Annotated in this window: 13 protein-coding genes and 1 pseudogene; 6 read left to right on the plus strand and 8 right to left on the minus strand. The window is 72.2% G+C overall.

Going from position 1 to position 18519, the window contains the following annotated elements; all coding sequences use genetic code 11:
- Window positions 1–11 precede the first annotated feature (11 nt).
- Both AC07AZ_RS35160 and AC07AZ_RS35165 read right to left on the minus strand, forming a co-directional pair.
- On the minus strand, window positions 12–446 hold the full coding sequence (locus AC07AZ_RS35160; RefSeq protein WP_478854813.1) for a cupin domain-containing protein: 435 nt from the start codon (window positions 444–446) through the stop codon (window positions 12–14).
- Between the two features lie 234 nt (window positions 447–680).
- Entirely contained in the window at window positions 681–1511 is an 831-nt protein-coding gene (locus tag AC07AZ_RS35165) for an aldo/keto reductase (protein WP_478854814.1), read from the minus strand.
- A 196-nt stretch (window positions 1512–1707) separates the two neighbouring features.
- Between AC07AZ_RS35165 and AC07AZ_RS35170 the strand changes: the two genes are divergently transcribed.
- On the plus strand, window positions 1708–2685 hold the full coding sequence (locus tag AC07AZ_RS35170; RefSeq protein WP_478854815.1) for a TauD/TfdA dioxygenase family protein: 978 nt from the start codon (window positions 1708–1710) through the stop codon (window positions 2683–2685).
- A 9-nt stretch (window positions 2686–2694) separates the two neighbouring features.
- Here the strand turns inward: AC07AZ_RS35170 and AC07AZ_RS35175 are convergent, their stop codons facing one another.
- Together AC07AZ_RS35175 and AC07AZ_RS35180 are read right to left on the minus strand one after the other, a co-directional pair.
- A complete protein-coding gene (locus tag AC07AZ_RS35175) occupies window positions 2695–3729 on the minus strand; it encodes an LLM class flavin-dependent oxidoreductase (RefSeq protein WP_478854816.1) in 1035 nt (344 codons plus the stop codon).
- A gap of 76 nt (window positions 3730–3805) precedes the next feature.
- Window positions 3806–5308: a metallophosphoesterase family protein gene (locus tag AC07AZ_RS35180; protein ID WP_478854817.1), complete on the minus strand. Its 1503-nt coding sequence runs from the start codon at window positions 5306–5308 to the stop codon at window positions 3806–3808.
- A 359-nt stretch (window positions 5309–5667) separates the two neighbouring features.
- On the opposite strand from AC07AZ_RS35180, the gene AC07AZ_RS35185 reads away from it, so the two are divergent.
- Window positions 5668–8067: a M4 family metallopeptidase gene (locus tag AC07AZ_RS35185; protein WP_478854818.1), complete on the plus strand. Its 2400-nt coding sequence runs from the start codon at window positions 5668–5670 to the stop codon at window positions 8065–8067.
- Window positions 8068–8140: 73 nt separating this feature from the next.
- Here the strand turns inward: AC07AZ_RS35185 and AC07AZ_RS35190 are convergent, their stop codons facing one another.
- The 3 genes from AC07AZ_RS35190 to AC07AZ_RS35200 form a co-directional block, all read right to left on the minus strand.
- The gene (locus tag AC07AZ_RS35190) at window positions 8141–9325 is read right to left on the minus strand and encodes a glycoside hydrolase family 64 protein (RefSeq protein ID WP_478854819.1); all 1185 of its coding nucleotides are present in this window, start codon (window positions 9323–9325) and stop codon (window positions 8141–8143) included.
- Between the two features lie 166 nt (window positions 9326–9491).
- Window positions 9492–10241, minus strand: coding sequence for a dienelactone hydrolase family protein (locus AC07AZ_RS35195; RefSeq protein ID WP_478854820.1), 750 nt, complete (start codon window positions 10239–10241; stop codon window positions 9492–9494).
- 161 nt (window positions 10242–10402) lie between these two features.
- On the minus strand, window positions 10403–11023 hold the full coding sequence (locus tag AC07AZ_RS35200; RefSeq protein ID WP_478854821.1) for an L-threonylcarbamoyladenylate synthase: 621 nt from the start codon (window positions 11021–11023) through the stop codon (window positions 10403–10405).
- Between the two features lie 393 nt (window positions 11024–11416).
- On the opposite strand from AC07AZ_RS35200, the gene AC07AZ_RS35205 reads away from it, so the two are divergent.
- Window positions 11417–12955 (plus strand): helix-turn-helix domain-containing protein, encoded by a 1539-nt coding sequence (locus AC07AZ_RS35205; protein WP_478854835.1) that lies wholly within the window; start codon window positions 11417–11419, stop codon window positions 12953–12955.
- 511 nt (window positions 12956–13466) lie between these two features.
- Here AC07AZ_RS35205 and AC07AZ_RS35210 read toward each other — a convergent pair.
- Window positions 13467–13934 carry a hypothetical protein gene (locus tag AC07AZ_RS35210; protein WP_478854822.1) on the minus strand — a complete coding sequence of 156 codons (468 nt, stop codon included), beginning with the start codon at window positions 13932–13934 and terminating at the stop codon, window positions 13467–13469.
- 259 nt (window positions 13935–14193) lie between these two features.
- On the opposite strand from AC07AZ_RS35210, the gene AC07AZ_RS35215 reads away from it, so the two are divergent.
- The 3 genes and pseudogenes from AC07AZ_RS35215 (at window position 14194) to AC07AZ_RS35225 (ending at window position 18247) form a co-directional block, all read left to right on the plus strand.
- Entirely contained in the window at window positions 14194–15543 is a 1350-nt protein-coding gene (locus tag AC07AZ_RS35215; protein WP_478854823.1) for a transaminase, read from the plus strand.
- 40 nt (window positions 15544–15583) lie between these two features.
- Window positions 15584–16021, plus strand: a pseudogene (locus AC07AZ_RS35220) (Lrp/AsnC family transcriptional regulator); the annotation flags it as partial.
- Between the two features lie 501 nt (window positions 16022–16522).
- Window positions 16523–18247, plus strand: coding sequence for a fatty acyl-AMP ligase (locus tag AC07AZ_RS35225; protein ID WP_478854824.1), 1725 nt, complete (start codon window positions 16523–16525; stop codon window positions 18245–18247).
- Window positions 18248–18519: the final 272 nt, after the last annotated feature.

Genomic DNA, 18519 nt, shown 5'->3' on the forward strand with positions numbered 1-18519 from the left:
CGTCCGGCCGCTCACTGGAACGGGCACCCGGGATTCGGCGCGTCCTCGGAGAACGGCGCGTCGTGCGGCAGTACGTAGAGCACGTCCAGGACGAGCGGTGCGGTGCCCAGGTTGCGGCCGATGTGGACGTTGCCCGGGCCGGCCGGTTCCCGGATGGCGCCGCCCTCGCGGTAGACGCCGTCGGAGGCGCAGCCGGAGTCGAAGTGGCTCAGCGTGCCCTGGCGCACGACGCCGTAGAGCGGGCCGTCGTGGTAGTGCCAGCCGGTGCTCTGCCCGGGCGGCACCGTGATCTCCCGCACGACGTAGTCGGTGTCGCCCACCGTGGTGCGGCTGATCAGCCGGGCGGTGACGCCCGGACCGGCCGGGGTCGCGTGGGCGGTGCCGCCGACGAGGACGGTGGCGGCGGCGACCGTCCCGGTGAGGGCGGTGCGGAGCGCGTGGCGCATGCGTGGGCCTCCTGGTGCTGGAGCGGGCCGATCGGGACGTGCCGCAGCGAACATAGAGGCGCGGAGGTCCCGCCGGGGCCTCAACGGCCATATCGGCCGATCCGCGGCCCCCGCCGGATCGGGGCTCGTGGGGGGCACCAAGGGGTCCGCGACGGCACGCCGGTACGCGCCCCGGGCTGTCCGCCGGTACGCGCCCCGGAGGGCTCGCCGTACGCGTACCGGCGGACCGCCCGGTCAGAACTCCTCGTGCACTTCCGGGTCGCCGCCGATGCGCTGGTGGTCCCGGTCGGCGACGGCCCGCATCTGGGCCGGGCCCAGGGAGAAGCCGAAGACGTCGAGGTTCTCGCGCTGCCGGTCCGGGTCCGACGACTTCGGGATCGGGACCGCGCCGAGCTGCGTGTGCCAGCGCAGCACGACCTGGCCGGGCGTCACCCCGTGCGCCTCGGCCACGGACACGATCACCGGGTCCTCCAGCAGCCGCGTGCCCCGGCCCAGCGGGCTCCAGCTCTCGGTGCGGATGCCCTTCTCGGCGTGGAAGGCGCGCAGTTCGGCCTGCGGGAAGAAGGGATGCAGCTCGATCTGGTTGACGGCGGGCAGGACCCCGGTCTCCTTCTCCAGCCGCTCGATGTGCCCGGCGGTGAAGTTCGAGACGCCGATCGACCGGACGAGTCCGTCCTCACGCAGTCTGATCATCGCCTTCCACGAGTCGACGTACCTGCCGACGCGGGGCAGGGGCCAGTGGATGAGGTACAGGTCCACGTACTCCACCCCCAGTCGGCGGCGGGACTCCTCGAAGGACGCGAGGGTCTCGTCGTACCCGTGGTGGCGGCCCGGGAGCTTCGTCGTCACCACCACGTCCTCGCGCGCCACGGAGCCGTCCGCGAGCCCGAGCCCGACACCGGTCTCGTTGCGGTAGTTCGTCGCCGTGTCGACCAGGCGGTAGCCCGTCTCCAGGGCGCCGCGCACCGCCGGCCGCGCCTGCGCGTCGTCCATCGGCCAGGTGCCCAGACCGATCGCGGGAATCGTCGTACCGTCGTTCAGCGTGTGGGTCGGGATGCCGGCCACGGCCGCGCCTTTCTCTGGCTGCTCTTCGACTGCCTCGTACGGCCAGTATGGGAGCGCGTGCCGCCCGGCCCCAGCGGCCACGCGGAGGCCGCGCCCGCGGCCGGGGACGCTGTCGCCGGCCGCCGCGATCACTGACACGATCTTCCGTGGAGCCGGCACGGGCAGGTGTGGCGGCGGACGGGCGAACGGAGCGGGCATGACGACGGACAGGGCCACGGCGGGCGGGTCGGCGGAGGGGACCGCGGGGATCGAGGTGAAACCGGTCGCCGGGCACATCGGCGCCGAGATCACCGGCGTCGACCTCGCCGGCGGGCCGACCGACGCCCAGGTCGCGGCGATCAGGGCGGCGGTGCTGCGCTGGAAGGTGGTGTTCTTCCGCGACCAGCGCCTCGATCACGCCGGGCATGTCGCCTTCGCCCGCCGCTTCGGCGAACCCGTCGTCCTGCCCCGCCGGGGCAGCGCCTCGCCGCCGGACGTCCCGGAGATCGAGACCACCGCCGACCGGCTGGAACTCGGCGGCAGATTCGGCATGGACCACGAGGAGTGGCTGCGCCGCCGGCGCCACAGTCTGCTGCGCGGCTGGCACTGCGACCACGGTGCCCGGGTCGATCCGCCGGCCGCGACGATCCTGCGCGCCGAGACCGTCCCGCCCTACGGCGGCGACACGACCTGGTCGAACCTGGCCGCGGCCTACGCCGGGCTCTCCGCACCGGTGCGCGCCTTCGTCGACGGCCTGCGGGCCGAGCACCGGCTGGGCGTCGGCTACCAGCCGCGGCCCGGCGACGACGCCTACGTCCGTCACCTGCTGGACCATCAGATCGCCACCCTGCACCCGCTGGTACGGGTGCATCCGGAGACCGGCGAGCGCGTGCTGTACGTCAACGGCTACTACGTGGAGCAGATCGACGGCGTGTCCCGGGCCGAGAGCGCGGCCATCCTGGAACTGCTCGTCGAGCAGGCGACCCGGCCCGAGTACACCGTACGGTTCCGCTGGGAACCGGGCAGCGTCGCCTTCTGGGACAACCGGGCCACCATCCACCTCGCCCCCGCCGACAACGCCCACCTCGGCCATCCCCGGACCATGCACCGGGTGATGCTCACCGGCGACGTGCCGGTCGGGGTGGACGGCACACCGTCGCGGGCGCTCGTCGGAAGCGAGCCCGGCCGCTGGTGACGCCGCGGCTCAGCCGGCGGGCCGCCAGCCCAGCGCCGGACCGAGCTTCGTGGCCATGTCGGTGAGGATCTGGACGTAGTCCTCGTGCTCGAAGGTGAACGGCAGCGCGAACGCGACCTCGTCGACCTCACGGAACGCGGCGTGCGCGTGCAGCCGTTCGACCAGCTCCTGCGAGGTGCCGACCAGGTCCGGCGCGAACATCAGGCGTGCCGGGCCCTGCGGCGAGGCGGTGCGCGGTGCCCGTCCGGCCGCGTACTCCTCGTACTTCGCGCGCTGACCTGGCGAGGCGGAGTCGGTGGGGATGACGACCAGGCCCTGCGAGACGCGGGCGGCCTCGCCGTCGGGGTGGTGGGCGCGGAAGGCGCGGATGTGCGACAGCTGGATGTCGGCGAAGTCCGCGGGGCTCTCCGTCTCGGGGCCCTCGGCCTTGACGACGCTGCTGGTCAGGAAGTTCATGGCGTTCTCGCCGGCCCAGCGCGCCGAGCCCAGGCTGCCGCCGCCGTACCACAGGCGGTCGCCCAGGCCGGGGGAATGGGGCTGGACCCGCTCCGAGAACACCTCGAAGCCCTCGGTGCCCCGGAAACCGGTGACCGGCTTGCCGCGTACGCCGTCCAGCAGCCGTTCCACGCGGGTGTACCCGAAGTCCTCGGCGTCGGCGGTGTCCGGGTACAGGGCGTCCTTGACCTGGTCGTAGTGCATCGGCGGGCCGACGCTGACGCCCGGGTTGAGGCGGCCTCCGCTCAGGATGTCGACGGTCGCCAGATCCTCGGCCAGGCGCAGCGGGTTCTCCCAGCCCAGGGGGATGACCGCGGTGCCCAGCTCGATGCGGCGGGTGCGCTGCGAGGCGGCGGCCAGCACGGCGACGGGGGAGGAGATGCCGTACTGGAGGTGGCGGTGACGGACCCACGCGCTGTCGAGGCCGAGCCGCTCGCCCAGCTCGATGATCTCGAGCGTGGACTCGTGTCCCCGGCGCGGATCGGCTTCGTCGAAGAGACCGATGGTGAGGAAGCCCAGCTTGCGCAGCGGGCGTGAGGTCGGGGACACGTGCTCCTCCATCGTCCACGGCGCACTCGGCCGTACACCGGTCGCTCCGATTGTCTCAGGCGCTGTCGGGGAGCTTTCAGGTCAGGGGGATGACGACCTCGTCCTCGATCGGCGGTTCGGCCTCCTGCGCGCGGTTGCCGGTCGCCGCGTAGCAGCGCAGCCGGACGGCCTCGGGCGTGACGTCCAGGCGCAGGAAGCTCTTGAAGAAGGGAGGACTGTAGGTGGCCGAGCCGGGTGAGAACAGCTGCGTGTAGATCTTGCGCACCGGCAGCCGCAGTCGCGCGGTGCGGTCGGGGCGGCCGCCCGCCCCGAGCAGGCTCGCGACCAGCCGGATGCGCGCGGTGACGCGGGCCGGCGCACCCGGGGAGCGGGTCGGCGGGACGCCGAGCCGTTCGGCGATCACGGCGGTCGCCTCGGCCTCGCTGAGCTCGAAGAAGCGCCGCAGGCGCAGGCGGCGTCCGTAGAGCCTGCTGTAGAAGGCGAGGGAGTCGCCGCGCAGCGGATAGCAGCGGAAGTCCCGCTCGGTGACGTTCGCGACGCCGACGCGCGGGATGGTGTGGGTGGCGTGCATGAACGCCCCGCCGCCACCGGAGACCACGTACTGCAGGGTGCGGCCGTCCACCTGGACCGGGTAGCGCTGGTAGTTGTGGATGTCGCCGCCGATCGCCGCGACGTAGTGGTGGGCGGGGTCGCGCACGATGTCGTCGACCGTGCCGCCGCCCTCGATCGCGCACGGGTGGTGTTCGCCGTCCACGTACAGCGGCGACCCGGTGACGAGGATCTTCGGGCGGGAACCCCGGGACACCTCGCGCAGCCATACCCCCTGTTCGGCGTCGAGGGTGCCCAGCAGACCGGTGTCGATGCCGACGACGCGCACCGGTCCGGCGTCGATCGCCCAGTACGGGCCCGGCTGGATCGCCTGTTGGGCCGGTGCGGACCGCAACGCGCGGGCCGCGTCGAGGTGTTCACCGTCGTGCGGGCGCGGCCGGTGCCACAGCAGTGACCGCAGCCAGGCCCGGGTGAGGGGCCGCGGGGCGGGCTCCGGGGGGAGGGGCGCGGTGTCGTCGCAGAAGACCCGCATGAAGGCGCCGAGGTCCTCGTACCAGTCGTGGTTGCCCGGTATCGCGTAGACGGGGGCCGGGTAGTCCCGGTAGGGGCGGAAGAACTTGGTGCCGTAGTCGTCGGCGCTGCCGACCGGGTAGATGACGTCACTGGCGAGGACGGCGAAGTCCGTTCCCCGACCGATCTTCAGAAAGCCCGGTACGACGGCGTACTGGGGGTCGTCGCCCTCGCCGGTGTCACTGATGACCATGAAGGAGAACCGGTCCGGGACCTCGCGCCGGATCACCTTGTCGGCCGGTGCGCCGGCGGCCGCCCGGCGGGCCACCCATCGGTCGCGGGTACGGCCGGTGGGGTCTCCGAACCAGGAGGCCAGCACGCCGTTGCGGGCGGCCCACAGCATCTTCGGGTCGAGCCAGGAGATCTTCTCGACCCTGGGTGGCATGAGGTGCCGGTAGTCGCCGCGTTCTGCGGTGCCCCAGCCGGCGCCTTCGGCGGTATCGCGTGAGGAGTCAGACACCGGTGCACCGTAACAACCGTGCTGGTGACGGTCGTAGGCCCGTCCGCCCCTCGTCCGCGCGAGGCCGGTACGCCCTCGCGCGGACACAGGCAACGAACAGGCGGCGCACAGAAAGGGCGTGGGCGGCGGCGCGGGTACCGAGGGATAACCCTAGAAGCCTCCGGGTTCTGGTGACATGGCCCGGACAAGCCTGTCAGTCTCCCTCCCAGCTGCCCTGCACGAGTGTCAACTGCCGTGCAAGGCCAGTCTGTTCCCCTCACACACGCTCGGTCCCGCACACCTCGGCTCGTCCCGGACAGCACACCCGTCTGCCCGGTCTGTCACCGGCCGACCCATCGGTCGCAGCAGTAGGAGAACGAGTGAGATCCATCCCCCGCAAGCGGACCGCGGTCGGAGCAGCCCTGCTCTCCACCGCCGCCCTCCTGGCCGTCGGCGTCCAGACGGTCCCGGCGGCCGCGCAGCCCGCAGCCCCCCACCCCAGCCCCCTGCGTGCCGGCGGCCTGCCCGCCGACATCACCCCCGCGCAGCGCACCGCGCTGGTCAGGAGCGCCGCGTCGAAGACGGCGCAGACAGCCCGCATCCTCGGCCTCGGCGCCAAGGAGAAGCTGGTCGTCAAGGACGTCGTCAAGGACAACGACGGCACCGTGCACACCCGTTACGAGCGGACCTACGCGGGACTGCCCGTCCTCGGCGGCGACCTGGTCGTGCACACCCCGCCCGCCTCCCGGGCCACCGGCACGGTGAGCACCACCTTCAACAACAAGCGCACCGTCAAGGTCGCCTCCACCACGGCGACCTACTCCAAGTCGGCCGCGCGGAACAAGGCGTTGAAGGCGGCCAGGGCGCTGGACGCCGAGCAGCCCGCCGCCGGCAGCGCCCGCAAGGTGATCTGGGCCGGCAGCGGCACGCCGAAGCTGGCCTGGGAGACGGTGGTCAGCGGCTTCCAGGACGACGGCACCCCGAGCAAGCTGCACGTCATCACCGACGCCGTCACCGGCGCGAAGCTCTCCCAGTACGAGGGTGTCCAGACCGGCACCGGCAACAGCCAGTACAGCGGCACCGTCACGCTCGGCACCACGCTGTCCGGCTCGACGTACCAGCTGAACGACACCTCGCGCGGCACCCACAAGACCTACAGCCTCAACAACGGCACGTCCGGCACCGGCACCCTCATGACGGACGCCGACGACACCTGGGGCACCGGCTCCGGCTCCAACACCCAGACCGCCGGCGTCGACGCCCACTACGGCGCCCAGGTGACGTGGGACTTCTACAAGAACACCTTCGGGCGCAGCGGCATCAAGAACGACGGCGTCGCCGCCTACTCGCGCGTCCACTACAGCACGGCGTACGTCAACGCGTTCTGGGACGACAGCTGCTTCTGCATGACCTACGGCGACGGCACCGGCAGCACCCACGCGCTGACCTCGCTGGACGTCGCGGGCCACGAGATGAGCCACGGCGTCACCTCCAACACCGCGGGCCTGGACTACACGGGTGAGTCGGGCGGCCTCAACGAGGCCACCTCCGACATCTTCGGCACGGGCGTGGAGTTCTACGCCAACAACTCCACCGACGTGGGCGACTACCTCATCGGTGAGAAGATCGACATCAACGGCGACGGCACGCCGCTGCGCTACATGGACAAGCCCAGCAAGGACGGCGGCTCCGCCGACAGCTGGTACTCCGGTGTCGGCAACCTCGACGTCCACTACTCCTCGGGCCCGGCGAACCACATGTTCTACCTGCTCTCCGAGGGCAGCGGCACCAAGACCATCAACGGCGTCACCTACAACAGCCCGACCTCCGACGGGGTCGCCGTGGCGGGCATCGGCCGGGCCGCCGCCCTGCAGATCTGGTACAAGGCGCTGACGACGTACATGACGTCAAGCACCAACTACGCCGGGGCCCGCACCGCCGCGCTGAACGCCGCGGCGGCCCTGTACGGCACCAGCTCCAGCCAGTACGCGGGCGTCGGCAACGCCTTCGCCGGCATCAACGTCGGCAGCCACATCACGGTCCCGTCGACGGGCGTCACGGTCACCAACCCGGGCAGCCAGTCGTCCACCGTCGGCACCGCGGTGAGTCTCCAGGTCTCGGCGAGCAGCACCAACAGCGGCTCGCTGACGTACGCGGCCACCGGCCTGCCCGCCGGACTGTCGATCAACAGCTCCACCGGCGTCATCTCCGGCACCCCGACGACGGCCGGCAGCTCCAGCACCACCGTCACGGTCACCGACAGCACCGGCGCCACCGGCACCGCCTCCTTCACCTGGACGGTGAGCTCCGGCGGGGGCGGCGGCACCTGCACCGCGGCCCAGCTCCTGGGCAACGCCGGCTTCGAGTCGGGCAACACCACCTGGACGGCGTCCAGCGGGGTCATCACCAACTCCAGCAGCCAGGCGGCGCACGGCGGTTCCTACAAGGCGTGGCTGGACGGCTACGGCTCGACCCACACCGACACCCTCAGCCAGTCGGTGGCCGTCCCCTCGGGCTGCAAGGCCACTCTCACCTTCTACCTGCACGTCGACAGTGCCGAGACCAGCACCAGCACCGCCTACGACAAGCTGACGGTGACCGCCGGATCGACCACGCTGGCGACCTACTCCAACCTCAACAAGGCCACGGGGTACACCCAGAAGACCCTCGACCTGTCCTCGTTCGCCGGCACCACGGTCGCCCTGAAGTTCAGCGGCGTCGAGGACTCCTCGCTCCAGACCAGCTTCGTCCTGGACGACACCGCCCTGACGACCAGCTGATCGCTCCGAGGTGAACACGCGTCCCTGAACGGCCGCCCCGCACGCGAAGTCCTCTTCGCGTGCGGGGCTCCTCTCAGTTGAGGGGGTCGAGGGTCAGATAGCCCTGCTGGGGTGCGCCGTCGTGGACGAGCGACTCGTGGTTGCCGACGTCGTCGAACGCGAAGGCGTACGCCTTGCCGTCGGCCATCTGCGCGTGGATCGTGCGCGCGTAGTGGTTGGTCACCGCGTCCTGGTAGAAGGCCGCGTCCGTGGTGTCGGGCTGGTTGGGGTCGGTCAGCAGCGTGGAGCGGTTGTAGCCCGCGCACAGGGTCCGTGAGATCGGGCCGCGCACCTGGTCGTTGGGGGCGTCCAGCAGTTTGTGGCAGCCGAAGACGCTGTCGGCGTCCGGCTTCTGGAAGCTGGTGACGACCGCGCCGGCGCTGTTGGTGAAGTTCATGACGTTTCCGGAGACCCGGCCGTAGTACTTGGTGCCGGGCTGGTCGCCGAAGGGCGCGACGGTGAGGGTGGCCGACGCGTACTTCTGCCAGACGCGTTTGACGTAGTCGTCCATCACGGAGGCGGGCAGGGCCCCGGTCTCCAGGCCGTAGGTGGGTGACAGCGCCCGCAGCACGGTGCCGTCGGAGCGGGTCTGGATCAGGTTGGCCCAGCCGCCGGGCTGTCCGCGCAGGGCGTTGAAGAACCCGCTGTATCCGCCGGCCTTGAGATGTCCCGTGCTGACGGTGCTGCCGTCGGCGCGCTGCACGCCGACCGCGTACGGCGCGGAGAACATGTCCACCTGGGTGCTGTTGAGCCACAGGCCGGAGTCGTTGAGGGTGTACTCGGACCAGTTGAAGAGGATGTTGCGGTTCGGGTCGGTCGGGTTCTGGACGGCCGGCTGCACCAGACCGCCGGTGGTCAGTCTGAACACCAGCTTCTGTCCGTACGAGAAGTAGATCCGGCCGGAGAACCTGGGGATCCGGATCGTCCTCGACTGCCCGGCCGGGGGTCCGGGGATGGACGCGTCGGGTGCCGGTGTGGGGGGACTGCCGCCGGCGGGCCACGCGTGGAAGGTGCCGTTGGCGTCGGCCCAGCCCTGCTGTCCGGTGCTCAGCAGGGTGCCGAGGTTGTAGACGTAGACGGCGTCACCGCGTCCCGAGCTGTTGGTGATCTTCAGCGGGAGGGTGTTGGGGACGGCGGCCTGGGCCGGGGGGCCGAGGCTGAGGAGTGCGCCGATGAGGGCGGCAGTTCCGACGTGTCTGAGGGTGATCCTCGCGAGCACTCTCCACCTCCGTGCGGGGTAGGCCTGTGGGGTTGGTCCGTACCATGTTGAGAGCGCTCTCAACGTCGCATCGGGGTGTGCCCATGTCAACAACGCGAACAAAAAAGGGACGCCGGTCCGACCCGCTGGGCCTCCGGCGTCCCTGTGTGGAGGGCCGTCCCCGCGCTCAGAGGTTCCGCTTCAGCAGATCCAGCAGCGCCACCCAGTGCCGCTCCGCGCTCTTCTCGTCGTACGCGGCGGTGTCGGCCTGTGTGTAACCGTGCTCGGATCCGTTGTAGACCTCGCAGGTGTGACGGACTCCCGCTGCGGTCAGGGCCTCCTCGAAGCGCTCGATCTCCTCGGGCGGCAGGTCGTTGTCGGCGTGTCCGAAGTACACCTCGGCCGTGATGTCCCCGGCCGCCAGGTGGGGGCTGTCCGGCGCGTCGGTCACCAGACGGCTGCCGTGGAAACCGGCCACCGCCGCGACCCGGTCCGGATACGCGCCGGCGGTCGGCAGCGCGAGCCGGGCGCCCATGCAGTACCCGGTCACCGCGACCGGGCCGTCCGCGACCAGCGCGCTCTCCGCCATCCACCGCAGGTACGCGTCGGCGTCACGGACGATCAGCTCGGGGGTCAGGGCCAGTATGAACGGGTACAGCGTCTCGAAGATCTCCGGGCGCGCGTCGGGGTCGATGAACTCCGGCAACTCCATGAGGGGGGCGCGTCCGTGACGGTAGAACAAGTTGGGAACCAGCACCGCGTAGCCGGCCCCGGCGAGCCGGTCGGCCATCGCCCGCAGGTGCGGGCGCAGGCCGAAGGCGTCCTGGTAGAGCAGAACGCCTGGCCGGGGCGTCCCGTCACCGGGACGCGCGAGATACGCGTCGGCGACGCCGTCCTCGGTGGGGATGTCCACGGCTGTTCCCTGTAGGGAGGTCATGGGGGTGCCTCTCTGCGCGGTGCACGACGACGGGCGGGCGATCGGCCCGGCGAGGCCGGGCAGCGACCATCGTTGCACGCACCTCCACCTGGCCGGTCCCGGGCCCCGGTGCGCGGTCCTGAGAGGTGGGGAGGTGCTGGGGGTCCGGCGTGCCGAGGGGGCTACTCGAAGCGCGTGACGTCACCCGCTCCGTGCCGTACGACCTCGGCCTCGCCGCCGGAGAAGTCGATGACCGTCGTCGGCTCGGTCCCGCACTCGCCGGAGTCGACCACCGCGTCCAGGACGTGGTCCAGCCGGTCCTTGATCTCCCAGCCCTGTGTCATCGGCTCGTCCTCGTCCGGCATGAGCAGGGTGCTCGACAGGAGCGGCTCCCCGAGCTCGGCCAGCAGGGCGTGGGTGACGACGTGGTCGGGGATGCGCACGCCGACCGTCTTCTTCTTCGGGTGCTGGAGCACGCGCGGCACCTCCCTCGTCGCGGGCAGGATGAAGGTGTAGCTGCCGGGGGTGGACGCCTTGATCGCACGGAACACGTCGTTGTCGATCCGTACGAACTGACCGAGCTGCGCGAAGTCCTGGCACACGAGAGTGAAGTGGTGCCGGTCGTCCAGCTTGCGGATCGTACGGATGCGGTCGATGCCGTCACGGCTGCCGAGGCGGCAGCCCAGCGCGTAACAGGAGTCCGTCGGATACGCGATGAGCGCGTCGGCACGGATCATGTCGGCGATCTGGGCGATGGTGCGCGGCTGCGGGTTGTCGGGGTGCACGTCGAAGTACTTCGCCATTCACCGAGCTTATGCCGTGCGGGTGCCGGGTCCGCGCAGGAGGCCGCGGGTGGCCGCCGGTGTGCGGCACCTGCCCGCCGCCGGGCCGGCCACGGCCGTACGACCTGCCGGAGGTCCGTGCGCGTTCGCCCCGCCGGCCGCAGGGCACGCGTGGGGTAACGTCCGCGGACGGCGGACGAGGCGACACGCGAGGAGAAGGCCGACATGACTGGCCGAGAGGACGGAAGCCCCCCGACGACCACAGACCACATCGCAGTGAGCACGGCGGACCGCGGGACGGATCGCGCGACGGACCGTGGAACGAATCGCGCGACGGACCGCGGAACGGATCGCACGGCGGACCGTGGGACGGACCGCGCGACGGACATGACGACGGACCGCGCCGCAGACTCCATGGCGGACCGGCCGGCACGGAGCAGGGGCCGGGGCGCGGACGGGGATGCGGACGCGGACGCGCCGTGGGCGCAGGGGCTGTTGGAGCATCTGCGGCCGACCGGACGTGACGTGCGCAGGGTCGTCGCCTGGCTCGCCGAGGCCGTGCACGGAACCGCCTCGCTCCAGGACCCCACGGGCGCCCTCCTCGCCGGCGCCCCCACGACACTGGACCCCGGCCTGGTCGCGGACCTCGTCACCGGCCGGATCGCCTCCGCGGCCTGGGGCGACCGGGGACAGCACCTGCGCCTGGTCAGGGTCGCGCCGGGGCCCGCCTCGCCGGCCCGGGTGCTGGCGGTCTCGCGCCAGGCGCCGTTCGACCGGCGGGCCTCCGAGATCGTGACGCACACCGCCCGGCTCGTGGAACTCCTGCTCCGGGCGAGGGAGGCCACCGAGTCGGCGCGGCGGCTGGAGCTCGCGTCGGCCGACCTGCGGCTGGCGATCCTCCAGCTGCTGATGGTGGAGGACACCGTCTCGGCGCGCCGCGTCGCCGCGGGCCTGTGGCCGGGACTGCTCGACACGGACACGGCGTGCGTCTACGTCGTCGAGGGCGGCCCCGGGGAACGCGACGCCCTCGCCGACGAGTGCCGTGAGGCGACCGCGGAACGCGCGCTGGTGGTGCGCTGCCCCGCCGTGGACCGGCACGTCATCATCGTGACCCCCGGCGAGGCCGTGGGGCGGGACCTTCGGACACTGGTCGCCCGGCGCCCCGGCACGTTCCTCGGCGGCAGCGTCCGGCAGAGCCTGGCCCGCACCGCCACCGCGTACGGCCAGGCCGTGAGCGCCCTCGCCGTCGCCCGGTTCCGGCCGGACAAGACGGCCGTGTACGCCGAACGCACCCACCCCGAACGGCTGATGGACCCGCGGGCACTGCGCGTGTGGACCACCCGGGTGCTGCGTCCGCTCGACGTCCTGCCGCACCACACCCGTGCCGAACTGCTGGCCACCACGCGGCTCGGCCTGGAGTTCACCGCCGTCAGCGCGGCGAAGGTGCTGGGGGTGAGCCGCAACACCGTCCGCGCCCGTATGGAACGCGTCGAGAGCCTGCTGCGGACCGACTTCTCCGACCTGACGGTCCGCGCGGTCGTCCATCTGGCGCTGAACTCACAGGTCGGTCTGGGGGAGGAGGCGCTCGACGGCGGTGCCCGGCAGGCCGAACCGCCGAAGGTCGGCGACCTGCTCGCCGGCCCTGGCCTGCGTGCCTGGGCGGACAGCCTGCTGGGGCGGCTGGACACGGACGGCCGGGACCGGCGCCGCACCCTGCGCACCTGGATCGCCGCCGGCGGCAACGCCGAACGGGCCGCGCAGACGCTGGGCGTCCACGCCCAGACCGTGCGCGAACACGTCCGCAGCGCGGAACCCGTGCTGGAACGCCAACTCCTCGCCGCCGGCAGCGACCTCTACGAGGTCGTCCTCGCGTTCGTGGCCACCGGAGACCTGCGACCGCCCGTCCTGGACCGGACCAAACCGGGCCATCCGGACGCACCTGTGCACGGGTGAGTCCTCGGGGGCCCACAGCGGGCATCGTTGTGGTTCACAAGGGCTGGGCAGGGACGTATGTTCGACTGGCCGCGGGGACACGACCGGAACGGGGGACCGGTCGGGTCCCCGTTCGCGGTCCGGGGCGGACGCCCGTGGGCTGCGGTCCGAGGCCCGCGATCCGAGGCCCGCGGTCGGTCGCCGGCCGGCCGGGTGCGGCGCGCTCGGTCTCCTGTCGGCGGGGGCTGAGGCGGGGGAGGGTGGCCGCGCCCACCGCGGCTTCGGTCCCCGACCGCGGGGGACACACGCGGGTGGCGCTGAAGTGCCTTACACCTGAACGGGGTTGATCCTGTTCGGTCTGATCCGGCACGGCCCCCGGTCGCGGGTGGCGGGATGGTTGTCGGACCGGGGGATGCCCCAATCGGTGGGCGCGCTCACCCGACCCGGTGAGTGGGCGGGTGCGCGCGTACCACCGGCGCGGGGTGACGGTCGTACCCTGCCCCGGCCACGGTGGCGGTCCGGGGCCCTCCCGTCAGTCGCCGCACGCGGGCGTGAGCACGGCGAGTGTGCCGTTGGCCTGGCGCAGCGCCATCTCCAGGGTGACGGGGGCGTGCAGGGAGCCCGTGCCGTCGGGCGGGATGAGCCACTCCAGGGAGCGGCCGGCGCGGTACGGCGGCGGTACGGCGACCCAGGAGCCGCGGCCCGCGTGGCGCAGGCCGGCGCCGACCCAGCGGCTGCCCGGGTCGGGCGGCAGGAAGAAGCCGACCCGGTGGGCCGCGGAGTCCACGAGGGTCGGTCCGGGCAGCGGGAGCGAGGGTCTCCACAGGAGGTCCAGCGTGAGCAGTCCCAGGTGGTCGGGGACGCTGAGCACGTCCCAGTACCGTCCCGCCTCCAGCAGGGCGATGCCGTCGCCCTCGTCCCAGGCGCGTTTGCAGATCCGGGGGTTGGGGGCGGCCGCGGCCAGCCACTCGATGCCGTGCGCCCACATTGCGTTGGTCATGTCCCGCTCCCGGGTGATGTCCGTCGGGCCTGCAGGGCTGCAGGAAAGATCCAGCCGGGAACGGGCGGCCGCAGCGCGCGATTCCGGCATATGCATGCTGGTGGATATTCCTACGTGGCGGAAGGGGTGGCGTGACCTGGCGATTATCCGGCGAGGGAATCGATCGCCATGACGAACGATTCCTTCGCCACCCCTTGAGTACGTGCTTCGTTCCGCCGTACGCTGCGCTGGTTCCGTCGTCCCGCCTGCGAGGTCTGCCATGGATCGTCAACGACTGCATGACCTGCTCGTCCGCGAGAGGGCGGAGGCCGAGCGCCGGTGCCCGCGTTCGAAGGACGCTCACGCGCGAGCCGGACACCTTTTCGGACGGGTCCCGATGACCTGGATGAACAAGACCGCCGGCCCCTTCCCCCGCTATCTCGACGGTGCCCGCGGTGCCCGGGTCACCGACATCGACGGTCACGAGTACATCGACTTCTGCCTCGGCGACACCGGCGCCATGGCCGGTCACTCCCCGGCCGCCGTGGCCGAGGCGGTCCAGCACCGGTTCGCCGTGCGGGGCGGTGCCACCGCGATGCTCCCCACGGAGGACGCCGAGTGGGTCGGCGCCGAACTGACCCGCCGCTTCGGACTGGCCCGCTGGAGTTTCTCGCTGACGGCGACGGACGCCAACCGGTGGGCGATCAGGCTCGCCCGGGCCGTCACCGGCCGCCCGAAGGTCCTGGTGAACAGTTACAGCTACCACGGCAGCGTCGACGAGTCCCTCATCGTGGTCGGCCCGGACGGCCACGGCGTCGCCCGGCCCGGGAACGTCGGCGCCCCCTGCGACGTCACCCTGACCAGCCGGGTCGCCGAGTTCAACGACCTGGAGCAGTTGGAGCGCGAACTCGCCCACGGCGACGTGGCCGCCGTACTCATGGAACCGGCGCTGACCAACATCGGCATCGTGCTGCCCGAGCCCGGCCACCTCGCCGGCGTCCGCGAGCTGACAAGGCGCCACGGCACGCTGCTCATCAACGACGAGACCCACACCTTCTCCGCCGGGCCGGGCGGCTGCACCGCCGCCTGGGGCCTGGAACCCGACCTGCTGACCATCGGCAAGGCGATCGGCGGCGGCATCCCGGCCGGCGCCTACGGGCTGTCCGCCGAGCTCGCCGACCGGCTGCTGGACCGGGCCGACCTGGACCTGGTGGACATGGGCGGGGTCGGCGGCACCCTGGCCGGCAACGCCCTGTCGGTCGCCGCGATGCGCGCCACCCTCGAACACGTCCTGACCGACGACGCGTTCGCCCGGATGGCGAAGCTGTCCGAGCGCTTCGAGGCGGGCGTGCGCGCGGGCATCGGCGCCCACGGGCTGCCCTGGTCCGTCAGCCGGCTCGGCGCCCGCACCGAGTACCGCTTCGCCGATCCGGCGCCCCGCAACGGTACCGAGTCCGCGGCGGCGGCCGACCCCGAACTCGAGGACTTCCTGCACCTGTTCCTTGCCAACCGCGGCATCCTGCTGACCCCCTTCCACAACATGGCCCTGATGTGTCCGGACACGACCGAGCAGGACGTGGACACCCACACGGAGCTCTTCGCCGCGGCCCTCACGGCCCTGGCAGGCTGAAGCACCCGGCCGCGCCGGGCAGAAAGGAAGCACCTCCCGCATGGACGAGATCGACCGGGCCATCCTGCGCGAACTGCAGACCGACGGCCGTATCGCCTACGCCGACCTCGGCCCGAAGGTCGGCCTGTCGGCGTCCGCGGCCCGCCAGCGACTGCAACGGCTGCTGGACAGCGGGGTGGTGTCGGTGGTCGGCGTCACCGACCCGATGGCCATGGGCGGACAGGCCATGGCGCTGCTCGGCATCGTCGTGGACGGCGATCCCCGCGCGGTCGCCGACGAACTCGCCGGGCGGCCCGAGGTGGTCTACGCGGTCCTGACCTCGGGCGGCTTCGACCTGTTCGCCGAGGTCGTCGCTCCGGGCCCCCGGCAGCTGCTGGACTTCGTCAACGACGTCGTGCGCCCGGTGGAGGGGGTGCGGCAGATCCAGTCCTTCCCGTACTTCGGCATCCACACCCACCGCTTCCTGTGGGACGTGGGCCGAGCGCGTCGCCGGCGACTTCGGCCCACCGCCGGCGGTGGGCCGCCCGCCCGACCGGAACCGAGCGGCTGGTGCCCGTGAGCCGGGAGCCCGAGACCGGGGGGCGGTCGCTCGCCGCACCCGAGGCGCACCCGAGGCGCACGCGCCTACCACGGTGTGTGCGCGCGTTCCCCGGTGAGTGCGCGCCTTCCCCGGGGGGTGCGCACCCGGGTGTCGGGCCGCTGTCGTAGGGTGGCCGGGAGGCTCAATTCCGTTGTGACATCCAGGGTTTACACGATGCCGGTCGGCGGGACCGACCGGACTTGCTAGGGTGCTACTCACCGGTAGCAAACTGAAAACGGGGGACCACGAGGAGACCGCGCGACCGCGGCTCCTCGGACGAGTGGTCGAGATGGACGCATCGGCAAGGGGGCCGGAGCGACCACGGCTTCCGCGCGCGCTCGACGCCGCCCTCGAACGCCAGTTCCTCGCCCACCGATCCAGACAGGTGACACTCGTCTTATGGCTCGATCCCTGGTCGATCTGCTGACCACGCACGCCTCGCACCAGCCCGACCGGACCGCGTACCGCTATCTCGTCACCGGAGACTGTGACGGAGAGATCGAGGACATCTCCTACGGCCGGCTGGCCCTGCGGACCCGGGCGATCGCCGCCTGGCTGCAGGAGCGCGGGCTGGCGGGCTCCCGCGCCATGCTGCTGTACCCGCCCGGCCTGGAGTTCATCTCCGGTTACCTGGGCTGCCTCTCCGCGGCCGTCGTCGCCGTGCCGGGCGTGCCGCCGCAGGGCCGGTCCCAGAACCACCGGGCCCTCACCCGTATGAAGCGTCTGATCGCCGACGCGGACGCCAAGGTGATCCTGGGCGGACGCGAGGTGATCGCCGCGCTCGGCGCCATGGCGGAACACCTGCCCGAACTCGCCGACATCACCTGCGTCGTCACCGAGGACATCCCCGACGAGGCGGCCGCCGCCTGGCGCGAACCCGCCCTCACCGACGACTCGGTGGCCTTCCTCCAGTACACCTCCGGGTCCACCTCCGCCCCGCGCGGCGTGACGGTGACCCACGGCAACCTGATGGCGAACGAGCACGCCATCACCGAGCGGATGGGGCACACGCCCGAGGCCGTCGCCGCCCACGACCACGAGATGTTCGTCAGCTGGCTGCCGGTGTACCACGACATGGGCCTCATAGGCCCCGTGCTCAACACCGTCCACCTCGGCGTCACCGCCACCCTGTTCTCCCCGCTGCACTTCCTCCAGCGGCCCCAGCGCTGGCTGACCGCGATCAGCCGATACCGCCCGCACACCACCGGCGGCCCCAACTTCGCCTACGAGTTGTGCCTCAAGCACGCCACGCCCGAACTCCTCGACGGCCTCGACCTGACGTCCTGGAAGGTCGCCTTCAACGGGGCCGAACCGGTACGCGCCGCCACCCTCCGCCGCTTCGCCGACACCTTCTCCCCGGCCGGGTTCCGCCGCGAGACCTTCTACCCGTGCTACGGCCTCGCCGAGGCCACCCTCATCGTCACCGGCGGCTCGGTCGACGCCCCGCCCACCCTCGTCGAGGCCGCCTCGGCGGGCCCGCACGCCGGCGCGGCGGACGCCGCCGCCGTCTCCTCCGGCCGGCCCGCCCCCGGCACGACCGTGGTGATCGCCGACCCCGGTCGGCAGGAGGAACTCCCCGAGGGGGAGGTCGGGGAGATCTGGGTCGCCGGCGCGAGCGTCGCCAAGGGCTACTGGCGCAACACCCTGGCCACCCGCGAGACCTTCCGCGCCCGGCTGGCCGGCCGGGAGGACCGCTTCCTGCGCACCGGCGACCTCGGATTCCTGCGCGACGGTGAGCTGTTCGTCACCGGCCGGCTCAAGGACCTCCTCGTCATCGACGGCCGCAACCACTACCCGCAGGACCTCGAACTGTCGGCCGAGATGTGCCACCCGGCGCTGCGGCCCGGCTGCACCGCGGCGTTCTCCGTGGACGGGGGAGTGGCGGGCGAACAGCCCGTCCTCGTCGCGGAGGTGAGCCCCGTGGCCCCCGCCGAGCACGAGAAGATCACCGACCTGATCCGCAGCGCGGTCGGCGAGGCGCACGGGCTCGCGGTGCACGACGTCGTGCTGGTCCACCCCGGAACCATCCCCAAGACCTCCAGCGGCAAGATCCAGCGGCACGCCTCCCGCACGGCTTACCTGAACGGCTCCCTCACGGCCGTCGACGCGCCCGCCACACGCTGACCCCGTCGTCGGCGCCGCCGACCCAACGGCTGTGCGCCGACTGTCCGTTCGGCCATGTCGGCGCCCGTGCGACCGGTCCTGCGGCCGGTGCGGCGTCGACCACGGAAGGCGGCGTGACGCGTTCCTCGCCGGTCGTCCGCCGGTCACGGCATCGTGAACCGGTCACAGCGTCGTGAACCGGTCACGCCGTCGGACAGCGGTCACGCCGTCGTGCACCGGGCTTCCGTCGTACGACCGTTGCGGTGCCGAACGACCGTCGCGGTGCCGTACGA

The organism is Streptomyces sp. NPDC043878 (assembly GCF_056435735.1).